The organism is Mucilaginibacter glaciei (assembly GCF_014773245.1).
Taxonomy (GTDB): Bacteria; Bacteroidota; Bacteroidia; order Sphingobacteriales; family Sphingobacteriaceae; genus Mucilaginibacter; species Mucilaginibacter glaciei.
In genome coordinates, this window is sequence record NZ_JACWMX010000004.1 from 282,492 (window position 1) to 307,643 (window position 25,152).

At 43.7% G+C, this 25,152-nt stretch carries 25 protein-coding genes; 7 read left to right on the forward strand and 18 right to left on the reverse strand.

The window, feature by feature from the left end; translation table 11 throughout:
• The first annotated feature begins 49 nt into the window (after positions 1-49).
• The 5 genes from tal (at position 50) to pgl (ending at position 5,520) form a co-directional block, all read left to right on the forward strand.
• Positions 50-1,144, forward strand: coding sequence for a transaldolase (tal, locus tag IDJ76_RS11215; RefSeq protein ID WP_191163406.1), 1,095 nt, complete (start codon positions 50-52; stop codon positions 1,142-1,144).
• Between the two features lie 4 nt (positions 1,145-1,148).
• Positions 1,149-1,772: an HAD family hydrolase gene (locus IDJ76_RS11220; RefSeq protein ID WP_191163407.1), complete on the forward strand. Its 624-nt coding sequence runs from the start codon at positions 1,149-1,151 to the stop codon at positions 1,770-1,772.
• Between the two features lies 1 nt (position 1,773).
• Positions 1,774-3,204, forward strand: coding sequence for an NADP-dependent phosphogluconate dehydrogenase (gene gndA, locus IDJ76_RS11225; protein WP_191163408.1), 1,431 nt, complete (start codon positions 1,774-1,776; stop codon positions 3,202-3,204).
• Positions 3,205-3,279: 75 nt separating this feature from the next.
• Complete coding sequence (gene zwf / locus IDJ76_RS11230) at positions 3,280-4,794, forward strand: glucose-6-phosphate dehydrogenase (RefSeq protein WP_191163409.1); 1,515 nt, start codon at positions 3,280-3,282, stop codon at positions 4,792-4,794.
• A 6-nt stretch (positions 4,795-4,800) separates the two neighbouring features.
• Positions 4,801-5,520 carry a 6-phosphogluconolactonase gene (gene pgl, locus IDJ76_RS11235; protein ID WP_191163410.1) on the forward strand — a complete coding sequence of 240 codons (720 nt, stop codon included), beginning with the start codon at positions 4,801-4,803 and terminating at the stop codon, positions 5,518-5,520.
• Between the two features lie 50 nt (positions 5,521-5,570).
• Here pgl and IDJ76_RS11240 read toward each other — a convergent pair whose 3' ends face one another.
• Positions 5,571-7,547: an alpha-ketoacid dehydrogenase subunit alpha/beta gene (locus IDJ76_RS11240; protein ID WP_191163411.1), complete on the reverse strand. Its 1,977-nt coding sequence runs from the start codon at positions 7,545-7,547 to the stop codon at positions 5,571-5,573.
• 77 nt (positions 7,548-7,624) lie between these two features.
• Between IDJ76_RS11240 and IDJ76_RS11245 the strand changes: the two genes are divergently transcribed.
• Positions 7,625-8,449, forward strand: coding sequence for a DUF4198 domain-containing protein (locus tag IDJ76_RS11245; RefSeq protein ID WP_191163412.1), 825 nt, complete (start codon positions 7,625-7,627; stop codon positions 8,447-8,449).
• A gap of 15 nt (positions 8,450-8,464) precedes the next feature.
• Here IDJ76_RS11245 and IDJ76_RS11250 read toward each other — a convergent pair whose 3' ends face one another.
• The 13 genes from IDJ76_RS11250 to pdxA form a co-directional block, all read right to left on the reverse strand.
• On the reverse strand, positions 8,465-9,013 hold the full coding sequence (locus IDJ76_RS11250) for a dihydrofolate reductase family protein (RefSeq protein WP_191163413.1): 549 nt from the start codon (positions 9,011-9,013) through the stop codon (positions 8,465-8,467).
• Between the two features lie 14 nt (positions 9,014-9,027).
• Positions 9,028-10,413: a LutB/LldF family L-lactate oxidation iron-sulfur protein gene (locus IDJ76_RS11255; protein WP_191163414.1), complete on the reverse strand. Its 1,386-nt coding sequence runs from the start codon at positions 10,411-10,413 to the stop codon at positions 9,028-9,030.
• 132 nt (positions 10,414-10,545) lie between these two features.
• Entirely contained in the window at positions 10,546-12,111 is a 1,566-nt protein-coding gene (locus IDJ76_RS11260; RefSeq protein ID WP_191163415.1) for a M28 family peptidase, read from the reverse strand.
• A 16-nt stretch (positions 12,112-12,127) separates the two neighbouring features.
• On the reverse strand, positions 12,128-12,565 hold the full coding sequence (locus IDJ76_RS11265; protein WP_191163416.1) for an RpiB/LacA/LacB family sugar-phosphate isomerase: 438 nt from the start codon (positions 12,563-12,565) through the stop codon (positions 12,128-12,130).
• Between the two features lie 58 nt (positions 12,566-12,623).
• Positions 12,624-13,484 (reverse strand): twin-arginine translocase subunit TatC, encoded by an 861-nt coding sequence (tatC, locus tag IDJ76_RS11270; RefSeq protein ID WP_191163417.1) that lies wholly within the window; start codon positions 13,482-13,484, stop codon positions 12,624-12,626.
• Between the two features lie 80 nt (positions 13,485-13,564).
• Positions 13,565-14,899: an acetyl-CoA carboxylase biotin carboxylase subunit gene (gene accC, locus IDJ76_RS11275; RefSeq protein WP_191163418.1), complete on the reverse strand. Its 1,335-nt coding sequence runs from the start codon at positions 14,897-14,899 to the stop codon at positions 13,565-13,567.
• A 96-nt stretch (positions 14,900-14,995) separates the two neighbouring features.
• Complete coding sequence (gene accB / locus IDJ76_RS11280) at positions 14,996-15,472, reverse strand: acetyl-CoA carboxylase biotin carboxyl carrier protein (RefSeq protein ID WP_191163419.1); 477 nt, start codon at positions 15,470-15,472, stop codon at positions 14,996-14,998.
• 162 nt (positions 15,473-15,634) lie between these two features.
• The gene (locus IDJ76_RS11285; protein ID WP_191163420.1) at positions 15,635-16,624 is read right to left on the reverse strand and encodes a beta-ketoacyl-ACP synthase III; all 990 of its coding nucleotides are present in this window, start codon (positions 16,622-16,624) and stop codon (positions 15,635-15,637) included.
• Positions 16,625-16,628: 4 nt separating this feature from the next.
• Positions 16,629-17,567: a phosphate acyltransferase PlsX gene (plsX, locus tag IDJ76_RS11290; protein WP_191163421.1), complete on the reverse strand. Its 939-nt coding sequence runs from the start codon at positions 17,565-17,567 to the stop codon at positions 16,629-16,631.
• A gap of 14 nt (positions 17,568-17,581) precedes the next feature.
• Positions 17,582-17,770, reverse strand: a complete 189-nt coding sequence (rpmF, locus tag IDJ76_RS11295) for a 50S ribosomal protein L32 (RefSeq protein WP_191163422.1) — start codon at positions 17,768-17,770, stop codon at positions 17,582-17,584.
• Positions 17,771-17,786: 16 nt separating this feature from the next.
• Positions 17,787-18,308 (reverse strand): YceD family protein, encoded by a 522-nt coding sequence (locus IDJ76_RS11300; RefSeq protein ID WP_191163423.1) that lies wholly within the window; start codon positions 18,306-18,308, stop codon positions 17,787-17,789.
• Positions 18,309-18,482: 174 nt separating this feature from the next.
• Positions 18,483-19,667 carry a DUF5009 domain-containing protein gene (locus tag IDJ76_RS11305; RefSeq protein ID WP_191163424.1) on the reverse strand — a complete coding sequence of 395 codons (1,185 nt, stop codon included), beginning with the start codon at positions 19,665-19,667 and terminating at the stop codon, positions 18,483-18,485.
• An 80-nt stretch (positions 19,668-19,747) separates the two neighbouring features.
• The gene (gene pdxA, locus IDJ76_RS11310; RefSeq protein ID WP_191163425.1) at positions 19,748-20,803 is read right to left on the reverse strand and encodes a 4-hydroxythreonine-4-phosphate dehydrogenase PdxA; all 1,056 of its coding nucleotides are present in this window, start codon (positions 20,801-20,803) and stop codon (positions 19,748-19,750) included.
• A 162-nt stretch (positions 20,804-20,965) separates the two neighbouring features.
• Here pdxA and rsmA point away from each other — a divergent pair, with 162 nt between their 5' ends.
• Entirely contained in the window at positions 20,966-21,745 is a 780-nt protein-coding gene (rsmA, locus tag IDJ76_RS11315) for a 16S rRNA (adenine(1518)-N(6)/adenine(1519)-N(6))-dimethyltransferase RsmA (protein WP_191163426.1), read from the forward strand.
• Here the strand turns inward: rsmA and IDJ76_RS11320 are convergent.
• The 4 genes from IDJ76_RS11320 to IDJ76_RS11335 all read right to left on the reverse strand — a co-directional run bounded on the left by IDJ76_RS11320 (position 21,742) and on the right by IDJ76_RS11335 (position 25,147).
• Complete coding sequence (locus IDJ76_RS11320) at positions 21,742-22,332, reverse strand: hypothetical protein (protein ID WP_191163427.1); 591 nt, start codon at positions 22,330-22,332, stop codon at positions 21,742-21,744. The two genes, rsmA and IDJ76_RS11320, sit on opposite strands and share 4 nt — an antisense overlap.
• A gap of 44 nt (positions 22,333-22,376) precedes the next feature.
• Complete coding sequence (locus tag IDJ76_RS11325) at positions 22,377-22,778, reverse strand: hypothetical protein (protein ID WP_191163428.1); 402 nt, start codon at positions 22,776-22,778, stop codon at positions 22,377-22,379.
• A 178-nt stretch (positions 22,779-22,956) separates the two neighbouring features.
• The gene (locus tag IDJ76_RS11330; protein ID WP_191163429.1) at positions 22,957-23,832 is read right to left on the reverse strand and encodes a sugar phosphate isomerase/epimerase family protein; all 876 of its coding nucleotides are present in this window, start codon (positions 23,830-23,832) and stop codon (positions 22,957-22,959) included.
• 82 nt (positions 23,833-23,914) lie between these two features.
• On the reverse strand, positions 23,915-25,147 hold the full coding sequence (locus tag IDJ76_RS11335; protein ID WP_191163430.1) for a DEAD/DEAH box helicase: 1,233 nt from the start codon (positions 25,145-25,147) through the stop codon (positions 23,915-23,917).
• Positions 25,148-25,152: the final 5 nt, after the last annotated feature.

Consider the following 25,152-nt stretch of genomic DNA (forward strand, 5'->3'; position numbering starts at 1 on the left):
AACAGCATAAATTAATTAAGATCTTTATTATATAAAAAGACATTGTACTATGGAAAATAAAGTAAAAAAAATACACGAATTCGGCCAAAGCATCTGGTTAGATTTCATCGACCGCGAAATTATCAGCAGCGGTAACCTTCAAAAATTAATTGACGAGGACGGCGTGCGCGGAGTAACCTCTAACCCGGCTATTTTCGAAAAAGCGATTTCAAGCAGTTCAGATTACGATGCTGACATTGCAAAATATGGCAAAGACGGCGGCACAACAGAAGAATTATTTTTCAAGTTAGCCATTAAAGATATACAGGCCGCAGCAGATCTTTTTAATCCTCTGTACAACGAAGGTGTTGTAGGTGCAGACGGTTATGTAAGTTTAGAGGTATCGCCATTTTTGGCATTAGATGCCGAAGGTACAGCCAAACAAGCCGAACTGCTTTGGAAACAAGTTGACCGCAAGAACGTGATGATCAAAATTCCGGGTACTAAACCTGGTTTAAAGGCTATTCGCGAGTCTATCGCCAAAGGGATCAATATCAACGTTACTTTACTTTTTGGTTTAGAGCGTTACGAAGCTGTTACCGAAGCTTACATTTCAGGATTAGAAGATCACCTGGCAGCAGGCCATAACATCGAGCACATTTCATCAGTAGCCAGCTTCTTTTTAAGCCGTATCGACGTAGTTGTTGACCCATTATTGCAAGAAAAAGGCGAAAATGGTTTAGTTGGCGAAGTAGCTATCGCGTCAGCAAAGAAAGCATACGAGATTTACAAACGTGTGTTCAGTACAGAGCGTTGGAAAGCGTTAGAAGCTAAAGGTGCTAAACCACAGCGTTTGCTATGGGCAAGTACCGGCAGCAAAAACCCTGCATTTAAAGACACCAAATATGTTGAAGCTTTGATAGGCCCGGATACAGTTGACACCGTTCCGTTAGAAACTATCGAGGCGTTCCGTGATCATGGTATTGCAGCTGATACATTAATGTTAGGCTTAGACCAGGCTACCGAAACTTTGGCTAAACTGAAGTCGTTAGGCATCGACCTGGACAAGATCACCCAGGATTTGGAAGATGAGGGTATCGAGAAATTCAATAAACCATTTGAAAAATTGCTGAAAGCGATAGAAGACCAAAAGGCAAAATCATAATACGGTGGAAGCTACATCTGTAAAAGTATTATTTTTTGATATTGGCGGTGTGCTGCTTACCAATGGTTGGGGGCATGAATCCCGGCAAGAAGCTGCCCGGCTGTTTGGGTTGGACTATAAAGAGCTGAGCGAGTTGCATACATTTATATTTAATGTATACGAAGCGGCTGGTGTTGATCTTGACGAGTATCTCGATACCGTAATCTTTAACCATCCGCGCGATTTTACACGCGAGGACTTCAAAAACTTCATGTTCAAGCAATCGAAAGAATTGCCTGATATGCTGACGTGGTTAAAGGAATGGAAAAAAGATTGTGGTTTCCGCATCATAGCCATTAATAACGAGGGTAAGGAACTGAATGATTACCGGGTAAAAAAATTTAAGCTGCATGAGGTTTTTGACGCATTTGTGTCATCTTGTGAAGTAAAGATCCGTAAGCCCGACCCGGCGATATTTAAACTTGCGATGGGCATAGCCCTTGCTACCCCGCAAGAATGCGTATACTTTGACGACCGGAAGATGTTTGCACTTGCTGCCGATAAGTTAGGCATGCAGGCCCACCAACATACCTCGTTTGTAGAAACAAAGAAAATTTTAGAAAATTTAAAGAAAGAAAATCTCAAATAACATGAGCGCAACAACAGATAAATATGCTTTTGGCATGATTGGCTTAGGCGTAATGGGCCGTAGCTTATTACTCAATATGGCCGATCACGGTTATGCAGTGGCAGGACATGATAAGGACGCCGGCAAGGTTGATTCATTGAATAAAGAAGGCGGTGACTTGCAGGTAAAAGGCTTTTTGGATGTTAAAGAATTTATAAAAAGCTTAACTACGCCACGCGCTATTATGATGCTGGTGCCGGCAGGAAAACCTGTTGACAGTGTTATTGAAGAGCTAACCCCGCTTTTAGAAAAAGGGGATATTTTGATAGATGGCGGTAACTCGCATTTTACAGATACTAACCGCCGTGTAGAGGAATTGGAGGCTAAGGGCTTGCATTTCTTCGGGATGGGGGTATCTGGTGGTGAAGAGGGCGCGCGCCGTGGCCCGAGCATGATGCCGGGAGGTGATAAAGATGCTTATGCCGTGATGCAGCCGATATTTGAAGCTATTGCAGCTAAGGTTGATGGCGTACCGTGTGTAACTTACATTGGCCCCGGTGCATCCGGTCACTTTGTTAAGATGGTGCATAATGGAATTGAGTATGGCATAATGCAGTTACTGGCAGAAACCTACGAGTTCATGAAAAAGGGACTGAAAATGGACAACGCAGCCATGGGCGAAATATTCGCTACATGGAACGAAGGCCGTTTACAATCCTTCCTGCTGGATATTACCAAAGACATTTTTAAATTTAAGGCCCCCGGAACTGATCATTTACTGTTAGACGATATTAAAGACGAGGCCCGCGCAAAGGGTACCGGTAAATGGACATCACAAAGCGCTATGGATTTGCAGGCACCTATCCCAACGGTTGATACCGCGGTAGCCATGCGCGATCTATCCAAATACAAAGCCTTACGTACCAAAGCGGCAGGTATCTATAGTACCGACGATCACCAGGCTATTGAAGGTAACAAGGAGGAGATCTTATCGGCTTTAGAGCAGGCTTTTTATTTCACCATGATCATCAGTTATGCGCAAGGCATGCAAATGCTTTCAAACGCGTCTGCCGAATATAAATATGACTTAAAGTTAGACGAGATCGCCAAGATATGGAGGGGCGGCTGTATCATCCGCTCTAAATTCCTGGAAAACATTTACGGTGCTTACGGTAAAGATAAAAACCTGGAGCATTTACTGTTAGACGGCGACGTAGCTAAGTTGGTTGAAGGCACTATTCCGGGTATCCGAAAAATAGTATCTGCTGCTGTAGCGGCGGGTATTGCTATGCCGGCTTACTCAGCCTCCTTAAGTTATTTTGATGCCTTCCGCAGCGAGCGTATGCCATCTAACTTGACCCAGGCACAACGCGATTATTTTGGCGCACATACTTACGAGCTGATTGGCAAGGAAGGAACCTTCCACACCCTATGGGCACCTACTAAAGATTAATTTAGAGCTAAGAAACAGGATATCAGGCTTAAATTTCCCGGCTCTTGTTTCTTAACTCTTCTTCAAAACATCACCATGAGCACAAACACAAAATCCGATCCTACGATATTCATCATATTTGGTGGTACCGGCGATTTAAATTCCCGCAAAATCGCTCCTGCTTTATATAACCTTTTTTTGGATGGCTGGTTGCCAAAACAGTTCTCCATTATCGGCACAGGCCGTACCAAATTGACAGATGAGCAATTCAGGAAAAACCTGCATGCGGATATAGACCAGTTTTCGCGTAGTGGTAAAGCCGACGCTGCGAAATGGGCTGAATTTGAAAAAAGTATTTATTACCAGGTATCTGATGCTACCGATGCCGAAACCTATAAAGAGTTTGGCAAACGCATAGACGCGCACAACGCCGAATGGAAATTAAAGGCAAACGTGTTGTTTTACCTGGCGGTTGCACCAAACTTCTTTCCCATCATCGCGTCAAACATATCGAAAGCCAAACTGGCCGAAGATAAAGACCGCGTTCGGATCATCATTGAGAAACCATTTGGCCACGACCTGGAAACCGCTAAAGAACTGAACGAGTTATTGAAAGGTATTTTTGATGAGTGTCAAATCTATCGGATAGATCATTACCTGGGCAAAGAAACAGTACAAAATATCATGGCTTTCCGCTTTGCCAACTCCATTATGGAGCCATTGTGGAACCGTAATTATATCGAACACGTGCAGATCTCGGTTACCGAGCAGCTGGGCGTAGAAGAGCGCGGCGATTACTACGATGGATCTGGCGCCATGCGCGATATGATCCAGAATCATTTGCTGCAATTGCTTTGCCACGTGGCCATGGAACCCCCCGTTAGTTTTAATGCCGACGAAGTTCGCGACCGCAAGGTTGATGTATTAAAGGCGATGCGCAGGTTTAGTCCGGAAGATGTACGTAACTCGGCCGTTCGTGGTCAGTATGGCAGTGGATGGATGAAAGGTAAGGAAGTACCGGGTTACCGCGAGGAGCCAAAGGTTGATCCGAACTCCAATACCGAAACTTTTGCAGCTATTAAATTCTTTGTAGATAACTGGCGCTGGCAAGGGGTGCCGTTTTACCTGCGTACAGGCAAACGGATGCACCAATCTTCATCTGTCATCACCATTCAGTTTAAGGATGTACCGCATTTGATCTTCCCGACGGAGGCCGCCGAGAGCTGGCAGCAAAACAGGCTGATCATCAGTATCCAGCCCGAAATGAGTATCCGCTTGCAGGTACAGGCTAAACGCCCGGGTATCGATATGGTACTTAATGCTGTTGACATGGTTTTTGATTACAAAGGTACCTACACCAATCAGGCACCTGAAGCTTACGAAACACTGATTTTAGACACGATGCTGGGCGACCAGACCTTGTTTATGCGTGGCGACCAGGTAGAGGCTGCGTGGGAATTGGTAATGCCTATACTAAGTACCTGGCAACATAAAAAGAGCCTGAATTTCCCTAATTATTCTGCCGACTCATGGGGGCCTGAAGCTGCCGAAGCACTAATTGCCCGCGACGGTTTCAACTGGTTTACCTTGCCCGTTAACGGTAAAAAGTAGAAGTTTATGAAACTGAACATATTTAATACAGATACCGAAGTACTGGACAGCCTGGCCGGATACTTTGCCCAATGTGCTGCCGAAGCTATTGAAAAGAACGACCGTTTTTCGGTTGCCTTATCGGGTGGCAGCTCGCCTAAGAAACTGCATGAGTTACTGGTAAAAGAGTGCCGCGATACAATTGAGTGGGAAAAGATCTATTTCTTTTTTGGCGACGAACGCGATGTGCCGTTGACAGACTCGCAGAGTAATTATCTGATGGCAAAACAAACCTTGTTCGATCCGCTGGGTATCGATCCGTCGCACGTATTCCCGGTGCAAACCAGCTTGGGTGCCGAAGAAGCGGCTAAAGCCTATACTTTAAGTGTGATGAATTATTTTGACGGCGAGAACGCAAGTTTCGACCTGGTAATTTTAGGCTTGGGTGATAACTCGCACACAGCTTCTTTATTCCCTCACACATCCGTGCTGACAGATGAAACCGCGTCGGTGCAGGCTTTGTACATAGACGAGGTAAAGATGAACAGGATCACATTCACTGCACCATTGATCAATAACGCACATCACATTGCGTTCCTGGTTTACGGCGAAGGCAAGGCAGAAGCGGTAAAGCATATTTTGGAGGACGCTAAAGACATTCCCAATTATCCTGCGCAGCTCATAACGGGTGCCGATCTGCAATGGTTCCTCGATGAACCGGCTGCAAGTAAACTCGAGAATAAATAAAGTAAAAGCCTCCTTTAAGGAGGCTTTTACTTTGGAGATAATTCGATATCTCAAAATTTCAATAGCACATCCATCATTTCTTCCAATCTGGATTTTGCCAGAAACTGATCTTCCAGACCCTTATTCATCGGTATGGCGGTATCTAAACTGGCGCAACGCATTACGGGAGCATCCAGGTATTTAAAGCAATGTTCGCCAATGTAAGCGGCCACCTCACCACCAAAGCCGCTGGTCAGGGTATCTTCATGCAGCACCATTACCTTTGATGTCTTCTTCACCGTTTTTTCAACAGCCTCCTTGTCCCAGGGTTGCAGGCTGCGCAGGTCTAAGATTTCGATAGAATGTTCAGGATGGTTTTCGGCGTACTCAACAGCCCAATGCACGCCCAGGCCGTATGTGATAATACTGGCCTTTGTACCCTGCCTTACTATTTGTGCTTTTCCAATTTCTACGTAGTAATCATCGTCTGGCACATTGCCGGATAAGCTGCGGTATAAATATTTATGCTCGAAATAAATCACCGGGTTGGGGTCTTCAATAGCGGCCATTAGCAGCCCCTTAGCGTCATCAGGCGACGATGGGTAGACAACTTTAAGCCCCGGCGTTTTAGTGAACCAGGCTTCGTTACTTTGCGAGTGGAAGGGGCCAGCCCCGGTACCTGCACCTGTGGGCATCCGTATCACCACGTCAACCGCCTGGCCCCAGCGGTAATAGGTTTTTGCAAGGTTGTTAACCACCTGGTTAAAGCCGCTGCTTACAAAATCGGCAAATTGCATTTCAACAACGGCCTTGTAGCCATTAATGGATAAGCCCATAGCAGCCCCTATAATTCCCGATTCGCAGATGGGCGTATTGCGCACACGCTCTTTACCAAATTCGTCAATAAAACCCTGTGTTATTTTAAATGCGCCGCCGTATTCTGCAATGTCCTGTCCCATAATTACCAGCTTATCATATTTACGCATGCTTTGCCTCAGCGCATCGCTAATAGCATCAATATAGCGTTTGTTGGTGAGCACATTTGACGACTCGCGCTGCGGCATCTTAAATAGCCTGTACATGCTATCTACTTCGGTGCTTAGATGTGGTATGATGCCGGGCTCGTTAAAAACCTTTTCTATCTCTATCTCTATCAATTTAGCAAATTCTCCACGCAGGTAGGGCACCCACTCGGGCCTTAATACCTGCTCATCTAAAAGGAATTTTTCAAAGCAATCTAAAGGGTCTTTTGTCCCCCATTCCTCAAACAAATGCTGTGGCACGTACTTGGTGCCCGATGCTTCTTCGTGCCCGCGCATCCTAAAGGTCATACATTCAATTAAAACCGGGCGTGGTTTTTCGCGCAGTTCTTTAGCTAACTCGCTAATAGTATGGTAAACCTCTAAAATGTTGTTGCCATCAATTTTACGGCCTTCTATGCCGTAGCCAACTGCTTTATCAACCAATGATTCACAACGATACTGTTCACCGACCGGTGTGGACAAGCCGTAGCCATTATTCTCAATTAGGAAAATAACGGGTAAATCCCATACGGCGGCTATATTTAAAGCCTCGTGAAAATCGCCTTCACTGGTGGCACCTTCGCCGGTAAATACCAATGTAACTTTCTTTGTGCCGCTTAATTTATCAGCTAAGGCAATGCCGTCTGCCAGTGCCATTTGCGGCCCCAGATGCGATATCATCCCAATTATCTTATACTCTTGTGTCCCAAAGTGAAAGGAACGATCTCGGCCGTGGGTAAAGCCCGATGCCTTGCCCTGCCACTGCCCCATTAAGCGCGAGATAGGGATATTACGGGCGGTAAATACGCCCAGGTTACGGTGCATGGGCAGGATGTATTCTTCGGCATTCATGGCCATTGTCGCACCAACTGCTATTGCCTCTTGCCCAATACCGCTAAACCATTTGCCTATACGCCCCTGGCGCAACAGGATCAACATTTTTTCTTCGACAAGGCGGGGTAGCAGTAATTTCTTATAGAAATCCAGCAAACCGTCATTATCTATTGTTTTCCTGTCGAAAATCATTGCTGTAAAGCTAAGAAGTTTTTAAAACTTTGTATGTTTGGCATATGATGAAACATTTGTACGTTAAGACATCTGTAATGTTATCGGTAATAGCGCTTTTGGCGTTTGCACCAGATACCTTTTTGCTTCCTGAGAATTTTTATTTACATAAAGGTGATAAGCTTGATCTGCATGTGATCAGCGGGACGAATTTCGCAAAAGAAGGGGAAAATAAATACAGTGTTGCCAACACTATAAAATTCAATATTTACGAAGGTTCTAAAAAAACAGACCTTACTGCAACGGCAAAAGATAACGCTTTGCCCGTGGTAAGCTACCCGCTAAATAATGCTGGACTTGCCTTGGTTGAAATGAATAGCAAGCCCGAAAGTAACGATATACCCCGCGACCAGTTCGTTACCTATTTGACTGAACAGGGTTTTGAAACTCTTGCCGATAAAATAAAAAACAGCAACAGCCTTTATTATACCGAAAAGTCTACCCGCTATTTAAAAACATTGTTTACCGTTGATAACGCGGGCGGTAATGTTTACGAAAAGGTATTAGGTACCGATTTTGAGATTATACTAAAGCAAAACCCTTACAAGAAAAGTTACGGCGAAGATATTACCGCTTTAATCAATTATAAAGGCAAGCCACTTAAAAACAGCCCGGCTTATCTGTATATTAAAACGGTATCGGGTAATGTGTATCCGCAAAAATTAGACACAGATGCAGCTGGGCAAATTTATTTTACGCTGAGCCGCGAGGGTATTTATATGATCCGATGTGTAAATATTCAGGAGTCGACTAATAAAGATGCCGATTACGAAACCATCACAACTAACTTTACCTTTGCCTTTAGCAACCAAAGCGATTTACCGAACACCTATAAAGAGTTTGGTTTTGGTGATAAGCATTAAAAGGTTGTTTGCTGCTTAAAGTAAGTCGAGCATCGCCATATCAAATTTAGGTTTTAAGGTATAAGTTACCTGTAACAAACCTGTCGGGAAACTTTGCTGATCGGTTAAAATAAGTTCTACTCGGTCTGCAATATCTTTGAACAATTGTTTGCCTGCACCTAATATAATGGGGTGAATAGATAGGATCAGCGTATTTACTAAACCTTTATTAAGCAGTGCCGTTACCAGTTGTGCGCCGCCAAATAGCCAGATGTTTTTACCATCGGCGTTCATTACCCGCTCGACTACCTCATCAAAATGGGCCGATGTTACCAATTCAACGTTTGCGTTGTGGCTTTCGTCGGTAAGTGAGTCTGAAAAAACATAAACCTTTTCTACCGGAAACATACTGGTATCTGCACTAACCATATCATAGCTTTTTCGGCCTATAAAAATGGCATCTACCGATTCCAGGAATTCGCCCATGCCGTAATCCTGATCATTAAAGCACCAGTCGTACTCGCCGTTAGGGCCTTCAATAAATCCGTCGAGGCTCACGGCCAGGTTTAATATAATTTTGCGCATGTATCTGGGTATATTTATTCTGCGGATTTATCCCGCTCTTTCATTTGTTGACTGAAAGATTTTTGGGCAACATCGGGCATTTCTTTAAAATGTCCCCATGTGCTTTTGAAGAACGTACGTAAAAAATAGTTTTTAGTTTTCCCGCTTAAAAAATCAGTCAGTGTGCGTTTAAGCATCCCATTTTTCCAGGCAGCCCAGCCCCATTTTTCTTTAGTAGCAACCACACCGCTGTTAACTGCATCGCGGCGGTTAAGCAGCAGCATTTTATGGATATCTATTTTAACGGGGCAAACTTCGGTACAGGCCCCACACAGGCTTGATGCGTAGCTCAAATGTTTAAACTCTTCCATGCCGCGCATATGCGGCGTTATTACCGACCCTATGGGCCCGCTGTAAGTAGTTTCATAAGTATGGCCGCCTATATTCTTGTAAACTGGGCAAACGTTCAAACAAGCGCCACAGCGAATACAGTACAGCCCTTGCCGCTGTTCTTTTTGGGCTAACAGGTTCGTCCGGCCGTTGTCAAGTAGTATCACGTACATTTCTTCGGGACCGTCGGTTTCATGAGGCTGGCGCGGGCCACTTAAAATAGTATTGTAAACAGTTAGGTTTTGCCCGGTGCCATGTGTAGCCAGCATGGGCCAGAACATATCGAGATCGGCCATTGATGGAATGATCTTCTCTATCCCTACAACGGCTATATGGATCTTTGGAAAAGTAGTTGTTAGCCTTGCATTACCTTCATTTTCGCTAATAGCGATGCTACCGGTATCGGCAATAAGAAAGTTGGCGCCGGTAACGCCAACATCGGCCTTTAAATATTTATCGCGCAGCAGTTCGCGCGCTTTTTGGGTTAGCTGTTCGGGCGTAAAATCTAAAGGTGTTCCGAAACGCTCGTTAAATAACTTGGCTATGTCTTCTTTTGACAAGTGCATGGCCGGCGTTACAATATGGTAGGGGCGCTGGCCCAGCAACTGTACAATGTATTCGCCCAGGTCGCTCTCCAACGATTCAATGTTGTTGCTTTCTAAAAAATCATTTAAATGAATCTCTTCGGTGGCCATTGATTTGGACTTGATAACTGTTTTAGCACCGGCTTTTGTGATGATGTTCAAGATCTCACGGTTCGCCTCTTCGGCATCATTGGCCCAGATAACCTTACCACCGCTTTTTTGAAAATTCGATTCAAACTCCGGTAAAAATTTGTCAAGGTTTTCCATCACCTTCCATTTAATGGCGTGGCCCTTTTTCTTAGCGTTATCCAGGTTAATCAATCGTGACAGGCCCCTATCTACAGCCGCATCATACTTACCAATATTATAATTAATAATACGGCGATGATCTGTCTCGAAAGCTTTTTGCTCCGAGGCTACCAGAAATTCTGCAGCGGTGTTTCCCATTTATGCGAAATTAAACAAACCAATTTTTAATACTGAATTAATGAAGCCTTAATTTGAAAAAGGTCGAGGAAACATAATTTAAGAACAAGAAAAGCGGCCATGAGCCGCTTTTCTTGTCTATTTTGTATGCTACTATCTTGTTGCCTTTGCAATTGGTTTATCAACTACCGGGCGGTTAGCGCGGTTAGCCAATTCCCAGCCTGTGTAGAATACCAGTTGCGCGCGTTTAGCTAACAACGGGAAATTGATCTTGCTTACTTCGTCGCCGGGCTGGTGATAATCTGGGTGTACGCCGTTAAAGTAAAATATGATAGGTACGCCGTAACGGGCAAAGTTGTAATGATCTGACCTATAGTAAAACTGGTTAGGATCGTTCAGGTCGTCATACTTGTAGTCCAGTTTTAGTTTGGTGTAAGTATTGTTGGCATCATCGCCTATTTTATGCAAGTCGCTGCTTAACATGTTTGAACCTATAGGGTAAACATAATTAGCAGAATCCGGGCTGTTTTTATACTCATCGCCTACGCGGCCAATCATATCTATATTCAGATCGGCAATAGTATTAGCCAATGGGTAAATAGGATGGTCGGTATAGTACTCAGAACCTAAAAGGCCTTTTTCTTCGCCTACATTCCCCAGGAAAAGCACACTGCGTTTAGGGCCGTGACCATCTTTTTTAGCCTGAGAGAAGGCACGCGCGATCTCTAAAACACCTGTAGTACCAGACCCATCATCATCAGCTCCGTTATTTACCTTGTCGGTAGCACCCGGGCGGGTATTTAACCCAATATGATCATAATGGGCCGATATTACCAAAACCTCATTTTTTAATTTAGCGTCAGAACCAGGCATAAAGCCAACCACATCAACCGCTTTAACATCTACCTTATCGGTGTTGTAAGCAATGCTGGCTATAGTTTGGATCACCTGCGTTTGTTTAGCAGTTGCAGCAGCAGCTTTCAACTGATCGAAAGTTTTGCCCGATGGTTTTACAAAAGCATCGGCTACTTCTGTGGTGATGTTAAATAAAGGTACCGGCGTACTTGCCGCATCATCTTTTTTAATCCCTAACTGTCCCACAGGTGCATTGCCATTAAAGCGCTTCAGCATTCCGCCTAATTCGCCATTGGCAGCCAGTATAAGGGCCGGGTTTTTAGCGCGTAAGGCAGCGACTATTTCTTTACGCGTGGTTGATAACCTGTAGCTGGTATTTGTTTTTTTACCTTCAACGGGTTTATCCTCGTTGATCATTATTACTACTTTACCTGCAACGTCTGTTCTGGCAAGTTCCTCTTCTGTACCATAACCAACAAACACAACATTAGGAGCGGTCAGTCTTTTATCAACCATAGACCCCTGTACAAAAAAGTCTTTCCAGGCAGTAAAGTTCTGTCCGTTTACGTTAAAGGCGGTAATTTTTAATGTGTTTTGAGACAATGGAACATTAAAAAAGTAAGAACCTTTAGGTGCTTCTAAACCTAATTTCTTGAATTCATTAGCTATGTAGTTTGCGGCTTTTTCTGCGCCGGCCTTACCGGTTTCGCGGCCTTCAAACTCGTCAGATGCTAAAATGCTCAGGTGTTTCCGGGCATCATCAGCCGTGATCAGATTAGCGTACTTAACGGCAGTTGGGTTTTGCTGCGCGCAGGCGTTCATTGCAAAGCCAAGCGCAGTTATCCATAAGGGTAATTTATTCATTAGTTTTTATTGGTTATTAACAGCTTATTTTGACGACACGCCTTTCATGGCGGCCGCCTTCAAACTCTTCAGTCAGGAAAGTTTCGATCGTTTTTTTTGCCTCTTCCAGGCTCATGTGTTTTGCCGGCAGGCAAAGGATATTGGCATCATTATGAGTGCGTGCAGGGATAGCCAGTTCGTGCTTCCAGCAAATAGCGGCACGGATATCCTGGTGCTTATTTGCCGTCATGGCTACACCATTGGCACTGCCGCAAAGCAAAATGCCAAAGTCAACGTCGCCATTTTCTACAGCTAACGCTACAGGGTGCGAAAAATCGGGGTAATCGGCAGATTCGGTTGAGTATGTGCCAAAGTCATTAAAAGAAATGTCATCGCCGAACATGCCTAATATGGCTTGTTTGTAATCGAAACCGGCGTGGTCTGCACCGATAGCTATTTTTAATCCCTTTTTCATCAAGTTCAAATGTATAAATTTTATGAGTTGACGAAGGTAAAGATTTTGTTAGACAACCTTAAACTGCGGCGTTCTCGCGGGCCAGTTTTCTTCGTTCTACCACACCAGCTACCAATATGCCTATTTCATACAAAATAAACAGAGGGATACTTACTATGGTCATGGTAAGCATATCTGGAGTTGGTGTTACGATAGCCGCAATAACCAAGATTACTACTACCGCATACCGGCGTGTTTCGCGCATAAATTTCTGCGTTAGTATACCCAATGAAGACAGTACATATACTAAAATAGGGAGCTCAAAAACAACACCGGTTGCCAGGGTTAGAGTTGCTACAGAAGATAGATAAGAATCTACAGTGAACAAATTCTGAATTTTGGAACTAACCGTAAAGTTTGAGAGGAAGTTGATAGATTCGGGAGTGATAATAAAATAACCAAACATTACCCCTAATATGAACAAGCCTGTAGCATAAAGCACAAAACCGCTGGCTGCTTTGCGCTCTTTTTCATGCAGTGCTGGTTTAATAAAACGCCATAATTCCCACAGTAAATAAGGGAAGCCAGCAGTTATGCCAATTAATAATCCTGAATTAATTTGGAGGGTAAATTGTCCCGCCATATCTGTATTAATCAAGTCGATATTGATCTTATTAATACAAAATCCGTCGCGGTGTAACCATGCACCCAACTCGCATAACATGCGGTAAGTCCAAAAGCTGGGTCTGCTTGGACCCATAATAATGGTGTCAAATATAAAGTCGTAAAAATAAAAGGCTAAGCAGGTAAAAATAACAATAGCAATAGCAGAGCGTACGAGGTGCCATCGTAAAGCTTCAAGGTGGTCAAAAAATGACATTTCGGCCTCCATGGTTTGGCCTTTCTCTTTGATCGCCTTAATTAGTTTGTTGTCGCTCATTGCTTATATTAAATATCAGCCTGTGTATCAACGCAGGAATGCTACTTACGTTTTTTATATCCGTGAAAGTTTTATAAATCTTAATATTCGAACGTTTCCATAAACTTAGTTGTAAAATTACCCGCCCTAAAGTTAGGGTCCTTTAATAATTTTAAATGGAATGGAATAGTTGTTTTGATACCTTCAATAACAAATTCACTCAAGGCGCGCTCCATGGTAGCTAAAGCCTCTTCGCGCGTTTGAGCCATACATATCACCTTCGCTATCATTGAATCGTAGTTGGGTGGTATAGCGTATCCGCTATATACGTGTGTATCTACGCGTACACCGTGGCCTCCAGGTGAATGGAAATTGGTGATCCTTCCCGGGGATGGGCGGAAATTATTTGCTGGGTCTTCAGCGTTAATGCGACACTCAATGGCGTGCATAGTTGGCTCATAGTTTTTGCCCGAGATAGGGATACCCGCTGCAACTTTTATCTGTTCTTTTATCAGGTCAAAGTTGATCACCTCTTCGGTAACCGGGTGTTCCACCTGGATACGGGTGTTCATTTCCATGAAGTAGAAGTTACGGTTCTTATCAACCAAAAACTCCACTGTACCGGCACCTTCGTATTTTACGGCTTTAGCACCTTTTATAGCCGCTTCGCCCATGCGTTTACGCAGCTTTTCTGTCATAAATGGCGATGGCGCTTCTTCTACCAGTTTTTGGTGGCGGCGTTGTATAGAGCAATCACGTTCAGACAAATGGCAAACTTTGCCATATTGATCGCCGACTACCTGGATCTCGATGTGGCGCGGATCTTCTACATATTTTTCTAAATACAGTCCGTCGTTACCAAAGGCTGCGCCAGACTCGGCACGTGCACTGTCCCAGGCGTTCTCAAACTCTTCGTCTTTCCAAACTATCCGCATTCCGCGGCCACCACCGCCGGCAGTTGCTTTAAGGATAATCGGGTAACCGATCTTATTGGCTATAGCAATACCCGATTTAATATCGGAAAGTAAACCTTCAGAACCGGGTACAATAGGCACGCCGGCTTTTTTCATGGTTTCTTTAGCCGAAGCTTTATCGCCCATACGATTGATCTGATCGGCAGTAGCGCCAATAAATTTGATACCGTACTCGGCACAAATGGCAGAGAATTTTGCATTCTCAGACAAGAAACCATATCCCGGGTGTATGGCATCCGCATTGGTTAATTCGGCGGCCGAAATAATATTGGGGATATTGAGGTAAGAGTCACGGCTTGGAGGGGGGCCTATACAAACAGCTTCATCGGCAAAACGCACATGGAGGCTATCACGATCGGCGGTTGAGTATACAGCTATGGTTTTGATGCCCATTTCTTTACAGGTGCGAATGATTCGCAGGGCAATTTCACCTCGGTTAGCTATTAATATTTTCTTAAACATAGTTTCAATGTGCAAATTATAAATGTGCAGATGTGCAGATGCTTTTGAACATGCAATTTATCCGCACATTCGCATATCTGCATATTGGCACATCTACTATTTAGGTTCAACTAAAAATAAAGGCTGGTCATATTCAACCGGCGATGCATTATCAACCAATATCTTAACGATCCGGCCAGATACTTCAGACTCGATCTCATTAAACAATTTCATCGCTTCAATAATACACAATACACTACCGGTATTTATTTCATCGCCTACGTTAACAAATAGCGGTTTTTCCGGAGATGCTGAACGGTAGAAAGTGCCGATCATTGGCGATTTAATAGTGATGTAGTTGGTAATATCTGCAACAGCGGCCGCAGGCTCGGTAGTTGCAGGGGCGCTTGCGGGCAATGCCGCAGGCAGCGGTGCCTGTGCTGCTGCCAATGGTGCAGGGATACTCGCATTTACATACGTTGGCGCATCATTGGTTTTTATAGTGATCTTAAAATTCTCTTGTTCGATAGAAACTTCATTTACACCAGATTTGGAAACAAAGCGTATAAGATCTTGAATTTGTTTAATATCCATAGTAAGCGATAATTGGTTCGGATAAAAGTATGTATAAAATATGCAAATGTGCTGCTATGCAAATGTGCAAATGATTTTTAATGAATATAATTATTTAACACGTTTAATTTTAAGATGTTTTAATTTAAATATGCTGTGAGCACACCCAATTTTACGTCTAATTTAATACGCCCACTTTAAATAAATAGACCCCCATGTAAAGCCGCCGCCAAAAGCTGCTAAAATAAGGTTGTCCCCTTTTTTGAATTTACTTTCCCACTCCCATAAACAAAGCGGGATAGTTCCGTTGGTGGTATTGCCGTAACGTTCAATATTTACAACTACCTTGTCGGCACTAAGGCCTGTACGGCTTGCTGTAGCATCAATAATTCGTTTATTTGCCTGATGCGGTACCAGCCATGCAATATCGTCTGAAGTGAGGCTATTGCGCTCCATTACTTCAGCAGCCACATCGGCCATATTGGTGACGGCAAATTTAAATACAGCCTGGCCTTCCTGATAAGCATAATGTTCTTTTGCTGCAACGGTTTCATGTGATGCAGGGCTAACGGAACCGCCCGATTTTTGGAATAATAAATGGGCCCCAGAGCCATCACTCTTTAAAACAGAATCCATAATACCATAACCATCGGTATTAGGTTCAAGCAACGCGCAACCGCAGCCATCGCCAAATATGATACAGGTAGCACGGTCTTCATAATTAATGATCGACGACATTTTGTCGCCGCCTACTACTAACACCTTGGTGTGCTTGCCGCTCTCAATAAATTGTGCGCCGGTAGCTAAACCGAACAAAAAGCCGGAGCAAGCTGCTTGCAGATCATATCCCCATGCTTTTGTAGCGCCAATTTTATGTGCAAGTATATTTGCCGTTGCCGGGAAAGGCAGATCGGGCGTGGTGGTACAGAAAATGATCAAATCAATTTCTTCGGCAGTTATGCCGCGTTTTTTTAGCAATCCTTCAACAGCGGGTACTGCCATGTCTGATGTGCCTAAGCCTTCGCCTTTCAGTATCCTGCGCTCTTTGATCCCTGTACGGCTGGTTATCCATTCGTCATTAGTATCAACCATTGTTTCCAGCTCGTGGTTAGTTAGCACATAGTCGGGCACGTAACCATTTACAGCGGTAATAGCAGCATGAATTTTACTCATATTTTTACTGAAAAGCCTGTTTAATTTTATCTATAAGATTGGTTTCGATGATGTTTTTTGACAACAAGATCATATTCTTTATAGCTTCCGGACTGGAGATACCGTGCCCAACAACAACGGGGGCGTTGACACCCAAAATTGGGCTGCCGCCATACTGCTCGTAATTGAACCGGTCAAAAAATTCGTCTTTAAATTTTTTCTTGAGCGATATAACGTAAAATGATTCGGCAAGTTTAAGTATTACGTTACCCGTAAAGCCGTCGCAAACTACCACGTCGTTATTGTCTTCAAAAAGGTCGCGCCCCTCAATATTGCCCACAAAGTTGAATAATTTAGAATCGCGCATTAAAGGATAGGTTGCCTGTAAAAGCAGGTTGCCTTTTTCTTCCTCTTCGCCAATATTCATCAGCGCAATACGGGGATTATCAATATGGTAAACAGACTCGGCCAGCAGGCTGCCTAAAATACCAAATTGCAGCAATACATCAGGTTTGCAATCAGCATTGGCACCTACATCCAAAATAATACCCAAACCTCCTTTAAGTTTGGGTACAATCGCGGTCATACAAGGGCGTATTACGCCCGGTATAGTTTTAACGCTGAACATAGAACCAACCAGCATAGCCCCGGTATTACCTGCCGAAGAAAAAGCCTGAATGCTATTTTCCTTCAACATTTTAAACCCAACGGAAATGCTTGAATCGGGCTTTTGAACAATAGCCTTTGTGGGGTGCTCGCCCATAGTGATCACTTCGGTTGTGTGCACAAACTCGAACAGATCAGGGCTTACGTTATTTTCCTGAAGAATAGAAACTGCAACATCTTTATCGCCAATAAGAACAAGCTTTTGGCCTGCAGCTAAAACTTTTTGAGCTTCAATTGCACCTAAAACAGTTGCTTTGGGGGCATAATCGCCACCCATAATATCTAAGCCAATCTTCATTGCAGAAAATTAACTTATGCTACAGCTTTCTCAATAAGAATTTTACCATTGAAGTATACGTTACCATCAACAGTATAAGCTCTGTGAGGCAAGTGTACAGCGCCGGTAGTTTGGCAAGTTGTTAAAGTAGGCGCTACTGCTTTATAATGCGTTCTGCGTTTATCTCTTCTTGATTTTGAAATTTTCCGTTTTGGATGTGCCATAACTTAGCGTATTTTATTATTTTAATTTTTTGAGTGCATCCCATCTCGGGTCTGCCTGCTCTGCTTGTTCATCATTTACCGATAGCTTTCTCAAGTTATCAAGCATTTCCTCTTCACACTGTTTACCGTTACCCTCATTACTGCATTCGGCAATAAATGGCAGGGCCACGTTAACGTATTCATATATCAGCCCCGCAACGTTGATCTCGTGATCGTTTTTACCGAGTGTAATAATCTCATCATCTTCGCCCATTTCCTCATCGGTAAACCGGGCAATTTGCTGCTCCTGTATATCAATGGGCTGCTGATACTCTGACAAGCACTTATCGCAAGTGGCGGTAATAGTACCGGTGATGTCAAAGTCCAGTATTAACATCGTTTCCTGCTTTTCCAATTCAATTACACACTTTAAATCGGCTTTCTTTACCAGCGAATAATCAAACTCGTTAAAAAACTCGTCTGTAACATCATATTCAAAAGTATGCTTCCCCAGCTTTAAGCCGGTAAAAGGTATTGCATATGTGCGTAGCGATTTCAATGAGCAACAATTAGCCCGTAAATGTAGGTAAATTTCCTAAATGTGGAAAGTGTTTTTTTTAAATGGTTTTAAGGTTATAAACATTGCTTGTTGGCGGGACGTCAAAGGCGAAAGGTCAAAGCACAAAGGCGCATTAAAGGTAGCATAAATGCATACTTAATCTTGCACTTTTGATTAAATTTTTAACCTGATGTTGATCTTTTGCAACAACCCGGTTAGCCACACAATTACAAACGAGAACAGAAAACACCTGATGAGGCCGCCCGTGCCCTGGTCAAGAAAATCTGGATAGGCAAAGTCTGTAATTTGGTACAGCGGGTATACCAGGAATGGGATAAGATAACACATAAATGTACCCGTACCCGCTGGTTCTATCACCTTAAACCAGCTATATTTCTGTTTAATATCTACCAGGAAAACAAACCCTGCGTAAATGATAAGGCTTATACCGGTGCATATCAATACCCATGACGGGGTATCGCGCGCCTTAGAAATACCGCCGCTAAAGTAGCGAACAATAAACCCAAGGTTAAACAGGATGATAGCCATCAATATCATAGCTACCCAAAGCATCTTCAACTCATTATTTTGCCGCAGGCGGATATAGAGCACCGACACAAAAACGCCGGCCATAGTAAAGGCTTGCATAGCGCCGTTGCCGGCTATCCAAACATACTTTTGTACACCGCTTAAAAAGCCCAGCATCCCAAAATGGAAATCGATATTAAAAAACATAAAGAACAGCCAGGCCGTTGCCTGTACCCATAATGCGCCGTTGCTGTAATGATAAATAAAAGCGCAAAGCAGGTAAGCCCAGCCAATAAGCCCCAATATACCCCACCAGGTTAAATGCAGCCAGGGATGGTTTGGATCTGTACTTTTATAAAGGATACACATCGTAATGAGCAATATAACCCCCAACCCTTGTAGCAAATAGCGGTAGGTGAGAGACGTCCATTTGCTGTAATCTAAAAAGATGAAGAAAAAGCTAAATGTAGCCAGGCTATCCCAAACAGGTTTGGGTAAAATAGTGTGCACATCATCGTAAGTTTCCATATTGGCATGAAAAAAACCAATAAAAATTAGCGCAAATGACCGGGTAATGATGCGCATCGGGATCTTGGCATCCTCTTTTTTTTGGCGGTGCTCAAAAGCATAGGGGATAGATAAACCCACTATAAATAAAAATGCAGGGAATATGGTATCGGCAAGCCCTAAACCGTCGGCATTTATTGCAGCATGTTTGAGCCATTGAGGGGTATTTGGCACACCGTCAAGATCATTAACAAAGATCATCAGGAACATGGTAACCGCACGAAACGCATCAATTGACCTGATGCGGTTAATTAAATTACTCATTAAACAGGGAAATGTATTTTAGAGATGAATGTTTTAACTTAACGGTAATTATTTTAAAACAGTATTCCTAACAGTGGTATTTAATCCCTGTCGCGGCTTAGTTTAGCAAACACCAACGGGTTTTCATTTAATTCGGCGGTTTCTTTTCGGTGCCTGATTATATGTATCGCACTGAATAACGCCTCACGGAAAGATACTTCTGAAGCCAGGTTTTTACCAGCGATATCATAGGCGGTACCATGATCCGGCGAAGTGCGTACAAAGCTTAACCCGGCGGTGTAATTTACGCCCGACTCAAACGCGATCTGCTTGAACGGGATAAGCCCCTGGTCATGATACATGGCCAGCACAGCATCAAACTGCATGTAAGTTCCGTTAGCAAAAAAGCCATCGGCAGGGTACGGGCCAAAAGCGAGCACGCCGTTGTTACGGGCCTCTTCAATAGCGGGGATAATAACTTCTTTCTCCTCGTTACCAATCAAGCCATTATCACCTGCATGCGGGTTTAGGCCAAGTATAGCGATCTTGGGTTTGCGCACCCAAAAATCGTCCTGCAGGCTGGCATTCATCAGTTTCAATTTGCTGATGATCTTATCGGTAGTAACACTTTCCGCCACTTTAGCGATAGGGATATGCCCGGTTACCACACCAACACGTAAGGTATCGCTCACCAAAAACATTAACGAATCGGGTTTGCTGTCGCGATGTTGCAAATACTCTGTATGGCCGGGAAACGTAAACTCTTCGCTTTGGATATTATCTTTATTGATAGGGGCCGTTACCAGGCCATCGATAGCGCCGCTTAAAAGATCGTCTGTTGCGCGCTGTAGAGAGATATAAGCATATTTGCCGCCTTCAGCAGTTACTTCTCCGGGTTCTATCTTTACATCTTCTTCCCAGCAGTTAATCATATTGGCACGGCGAAACATCGCTTCACCAGGATGGTTGATTACATTAAAATTAAGCTCCGCTACCTCGGTAGACCGGCGATGAAAAGACGCCACTTTGGTATGCCCGTACACGATAGGGGTACAGTACTCATATATTTTAGCATCGGCCAGGGTTTTGATAATGATCTCTAATCCTATCCCATTAATATCGCCTATACTGATTCCTATTTTAGGTTTATCGCTCATAATTCTAAGGTTTTGCCGATGATATTTTATTCACCGATCTTGTAATCACTTTGTGCTACAGGCTTTTACGCTATAGCTTAAGGTACAAATAAAAAGATTTTCAGTTTATCATTCCTGATTAAAGCACAAATATGCCTTAATTTGCTTAAATAAAAATGGATAATGACATTAGTAAGGGCAAAAAAGCATTTGGGTCAGCATTTTCTTACTGATAAAAACATCGCATCGAAAATTGTTGACAGCCTGCGGCCCGATGGCAAATACAAGCAAGTGCTGGAAGTAGGCCCCGGTATGGGCATTTTATCCGATTTTCTCCTACAAAAAACGGATTATGAAACTTTTTTGATTGATATCGATACCGAATCAACTATTTTTCTGAAAAAAAAGTACCCGGCATTGGGCAACCGCCTCCTGAACGCCGATTTTTTAGAGTTGGACTTTAAAGCTACTTTTGGCGAAAGCCTTGCAGTTATCGGTAATTTCCCGTACAACATCTCATCCCAGATCCTTTTTAAGATTTTAGATAACCGCCATCAGGTGCCCGAGGTAGTAGGGATGTTTCAAAAAGAAGTTGCCGAGCGCTGCGCCTCAAAACCGGGTAGCAAAGAATACGGCATCCTGAGCGTGTTTTTACAAGCTTACTATAAAGTAGAATACCTTTTCACGGTAAAGGCCGGCGTATTTAACCCGCCGCCAAAAGTACTATCGGCAGTTATCCGTTTAACGCGAAATGAGAATCAGGAATTGGGTTGCGACGAGAAACTGTTTTGGCAGGTTGTTAAAGCAGGTTTTAACCAACGCCGTAAAACTTTGCGGAACGCGCTTTCATCCCTGATCAACAAAGAAAAGATGGTTGACGATAAAACCCTCGACTTGCGCGCCGAGCGACTGAGCGTGGCAGATTTTGTGAAACTAACAAATGATATAACGGCTAACCGTTAAATGATAGCCTTAGGTTTTACAAGTTTGTTTTTAATGGCTTCTGCGGTTAACAGCATTTTTCCCGCAACAAGCATCCCTATGTGTATCACCATGGAGGCGGCTACATAACCTGTAAATTCCAATTGCCTTAACCATTTGTAGCGCACTTTTGGCCGTATCTTCAAATGATTTAATTTAACATCCGCAAGGTTTAGTTTATCAATATCTTCTTCAAGCATACCGTCGCTCATATAATACAAATTCTTGCTCCGGCATCCTCTATAAAAGGCTGCTATTACTTTTTTGGGGCTGAGTATAAAGCCGGTTGATAATGCAAAAAGATTCATCACGGAAATTAGCGGTTTGCGGCAACTACGCGAACCTAACTCCCATCCACTTATTTCACTCTCACCTATCCTGTCAATACCATAGCCCGACATGATGTGGTGCATGTCATGAAACTTCAGATACTTTTTACGGGCATTGATATTAGGTACTGGTGCTAAAATACAACCGATGTAAACCCGCACGCAATGCGATTCAAAATCGTCTGTAAGATTTAGGCTGTTGAATTTATAAAATCCTATTAAAGCTTCTTTAACCGTCATTCAGGGTAAAGTAGCATAACCGCACCAATTTTACAAATGAATTTTTAATCGATAGGAATCACGGTGGGGTTAGGATATAAATCCTTTACCTTTTCGGCCATACGTTTTACAAACATGTAATTTGCTGTGCCGCCAATTACGGCGCCAACTACCGGTACCAGCCGCTCGGCAGTACGCACACCAAATGCAAGCAGTAACTTTTCCGCAATACCTTCCATCATGGTTTTGCTCATGGCTACGCCAGCCTCCACTTTAAATGAAGTAGCTACCAAGCCCATAAAATCATCAAAGCCAATTTTATAGGTTCCCTTGCTATAATACATAATAGCCATGGTTACCCTGAATTGTTGACTTATCAGGTTCTCAAGCAGTCGCTCGGGTCCATCCGAGTAACGACTATTTGGCGGCATCTTGCCGCCGGCCGGAGACCTTATAATAATAGTCACACGGTAACTGCAAACTACAACGATACTGACAAGAACTTGTCAGTATTTGCTACACCACAATTTTGCATACCGCTGATAATGAGGTGTTCATGTTTGTTCACGATGTTCACGTGCGTGAACGTGAACAAAAAAGCCGCGCATTTTGCAATGCGCGGCTCCAATATTATTGCGTTATAAATTATACCAGGTTCTTTTTAATGTAACCGTAGCTTTTGGTGATGCTATCGAACGGATCGCCAGGGCAAATATCTTGTTCGTTAAAAAAGTATTGTAAACCGGCAGTACCAGCATGTTTAAAAATATCCTTAAACGGGATAACACCATTACCAACTTCGGTAAACATTTGTTTAGGTGTGCTATCCATATCCTTTACGTGCCAAAGCGGGAAACGGTTAGGGTAACGGTTAAACAAGGCAATAGGGTCTTGCTTGGCGCGGTACATCCAGTAAATATCCATTTCCATTTTTACCAGTTTAGGATCGGTAAAGTTTAGCAATGCCTCGTATGGCAGTTTGCCGTCTTCTTTTATAAATTCAAAATCGTGGTTATGGTAGCAAAGCTGGATGCCGGCCTTTTTACAGATCTCGCCCGCTTTGTTTAATTTATCGGCAGTTTGTTTGTAATGGGTTAAAGTACCGCGCTCGCTGTCTAACAGGTAAGCACATACCATGTACTTGATACCAACGGCAGCTGCATCGTCAACGGCCTTTTGCCATTCGTTGCTGATAGTACCCTTTGCAGTGGCCATACCTTCGCCCAGCATATAATGGCCGCTTGGGTTGATCAGTCCGTTATCCTTTAAAACCTTTGCATACTCGGCAGGCTCCATACCGTAAAACTTCTGGGTTCCGGTGTAGGTAGCATTTTCAACTGAGTTAAAGCCTACCTGGGCCACTTTTGCAAGTGTACCTGAGGGATCTTTAGCCATAGCATCGCGCACGGTGTATAACTGCAAGCCCACATACTTTTTGTTGCGTGCAAACAAATTGGGGGCTACCAGCAACCCTGCAGATAGCATGGAGGTGGTTTTCAGGAACGAACGTCTGGTTGTCATTATTGGGTTTATTTAATTTGGTTTGTGTAAAAGTAACGCATTGACTTATACAATCAAATAGACCACAACTATTTTACAAGGTTTAATTTGCTGCCGGACGCGGTTTGTTGCCTTTGTAGCGGTTAGGCCTGCGTTTGCTGTCATGCCGCGGGCCGCCGTGCGGGCGCTCTTCCCTTACCTGCTCAATACCCTTCAATTCTTCAGGCAAATCTTTCTCATTAATAGGTTTATCTATCAACTGCTCGATGCTCTTTAATTTCTTCAGGTCGCGGTCATTCACAAAAGTAATGGCTGTACCGGTTGTAGCAGCACGTGCGGTACGGCCTATGCGGTGTACATAATCTTCAGGGTCTCCGGGTACGTCATAGTTCACCACCAGGTCAATACCTTCAACATCAATACCGCGCGACAAAGCATCGGTACCTATTATAACAGGCAGTTTTTTGTTCTTGAAACGAAGCAAGATCTCTTCGCGTTCGCCCTGTTGCAAGTCGGAGTGGAAGGCTGCAGCATCGATATGCGCATGTTTTAATTCTTTATACAAAGATTTTACGATCTCCTTACGGGATGCAAAGATGATGGAACTGGCATAATTAGCGTCCTTTAAAAGCATCCGCAGCAAAGGTGTTTTCTGCTGATCGTGCACGCGGTAAATCTGCTGGTCTATCCCGGCGGCAGGTTGCGATATAGCAATGTTGATCTGTTTAGGATCGTTCAATATGTTTTTAGCCAGCGTGCGGATCCTGCCCGGCATGGTAGCCGAGAAAAGCAGCGTCTGGCGTTTTTTTGGCAGGTAACCTACAATACGCATAATATCGTCATAGAAACCCATATCCAGCATTCGGTCGGCTTCATCCAACACCAAATGGGTAACGTCATTGAACTTTAACACCCCCGATGTTAAGTGTGCAATGAGCCTGCCGGGTGTGGCAATAATGATGTTTACATTGTTTTGAATGCCTCGGCGCTGCTGCTCATAAGCCATGCCATCGCCGCCGCCAAAAACAGCCTGCGAACTGATGCCGGTAAAATAGGCCAGGCCTTCTACCTGCTGGTCTATCTGCTGGGCCAGTTCACGGGTTGGGGCAAGCACCAAGGCGGTTGTCTGGTGTTTATGCGTGTTACAAATGAAGTTTAAAACCGGTAACAGGTATGAGGCTGTTTTGCCGGTGCCTGTTTGCGCGCAGGCTATAAGATCATCGCCGTTTAAGATAACCGGGATGGCCATTTCTTGTATAGGGGTTGCATTGGTATAACCCATGCTTAACACGCCTTCAAGTAATTGTTCGTTAAAATTGAATTCCTGAAAAGTCACAATAT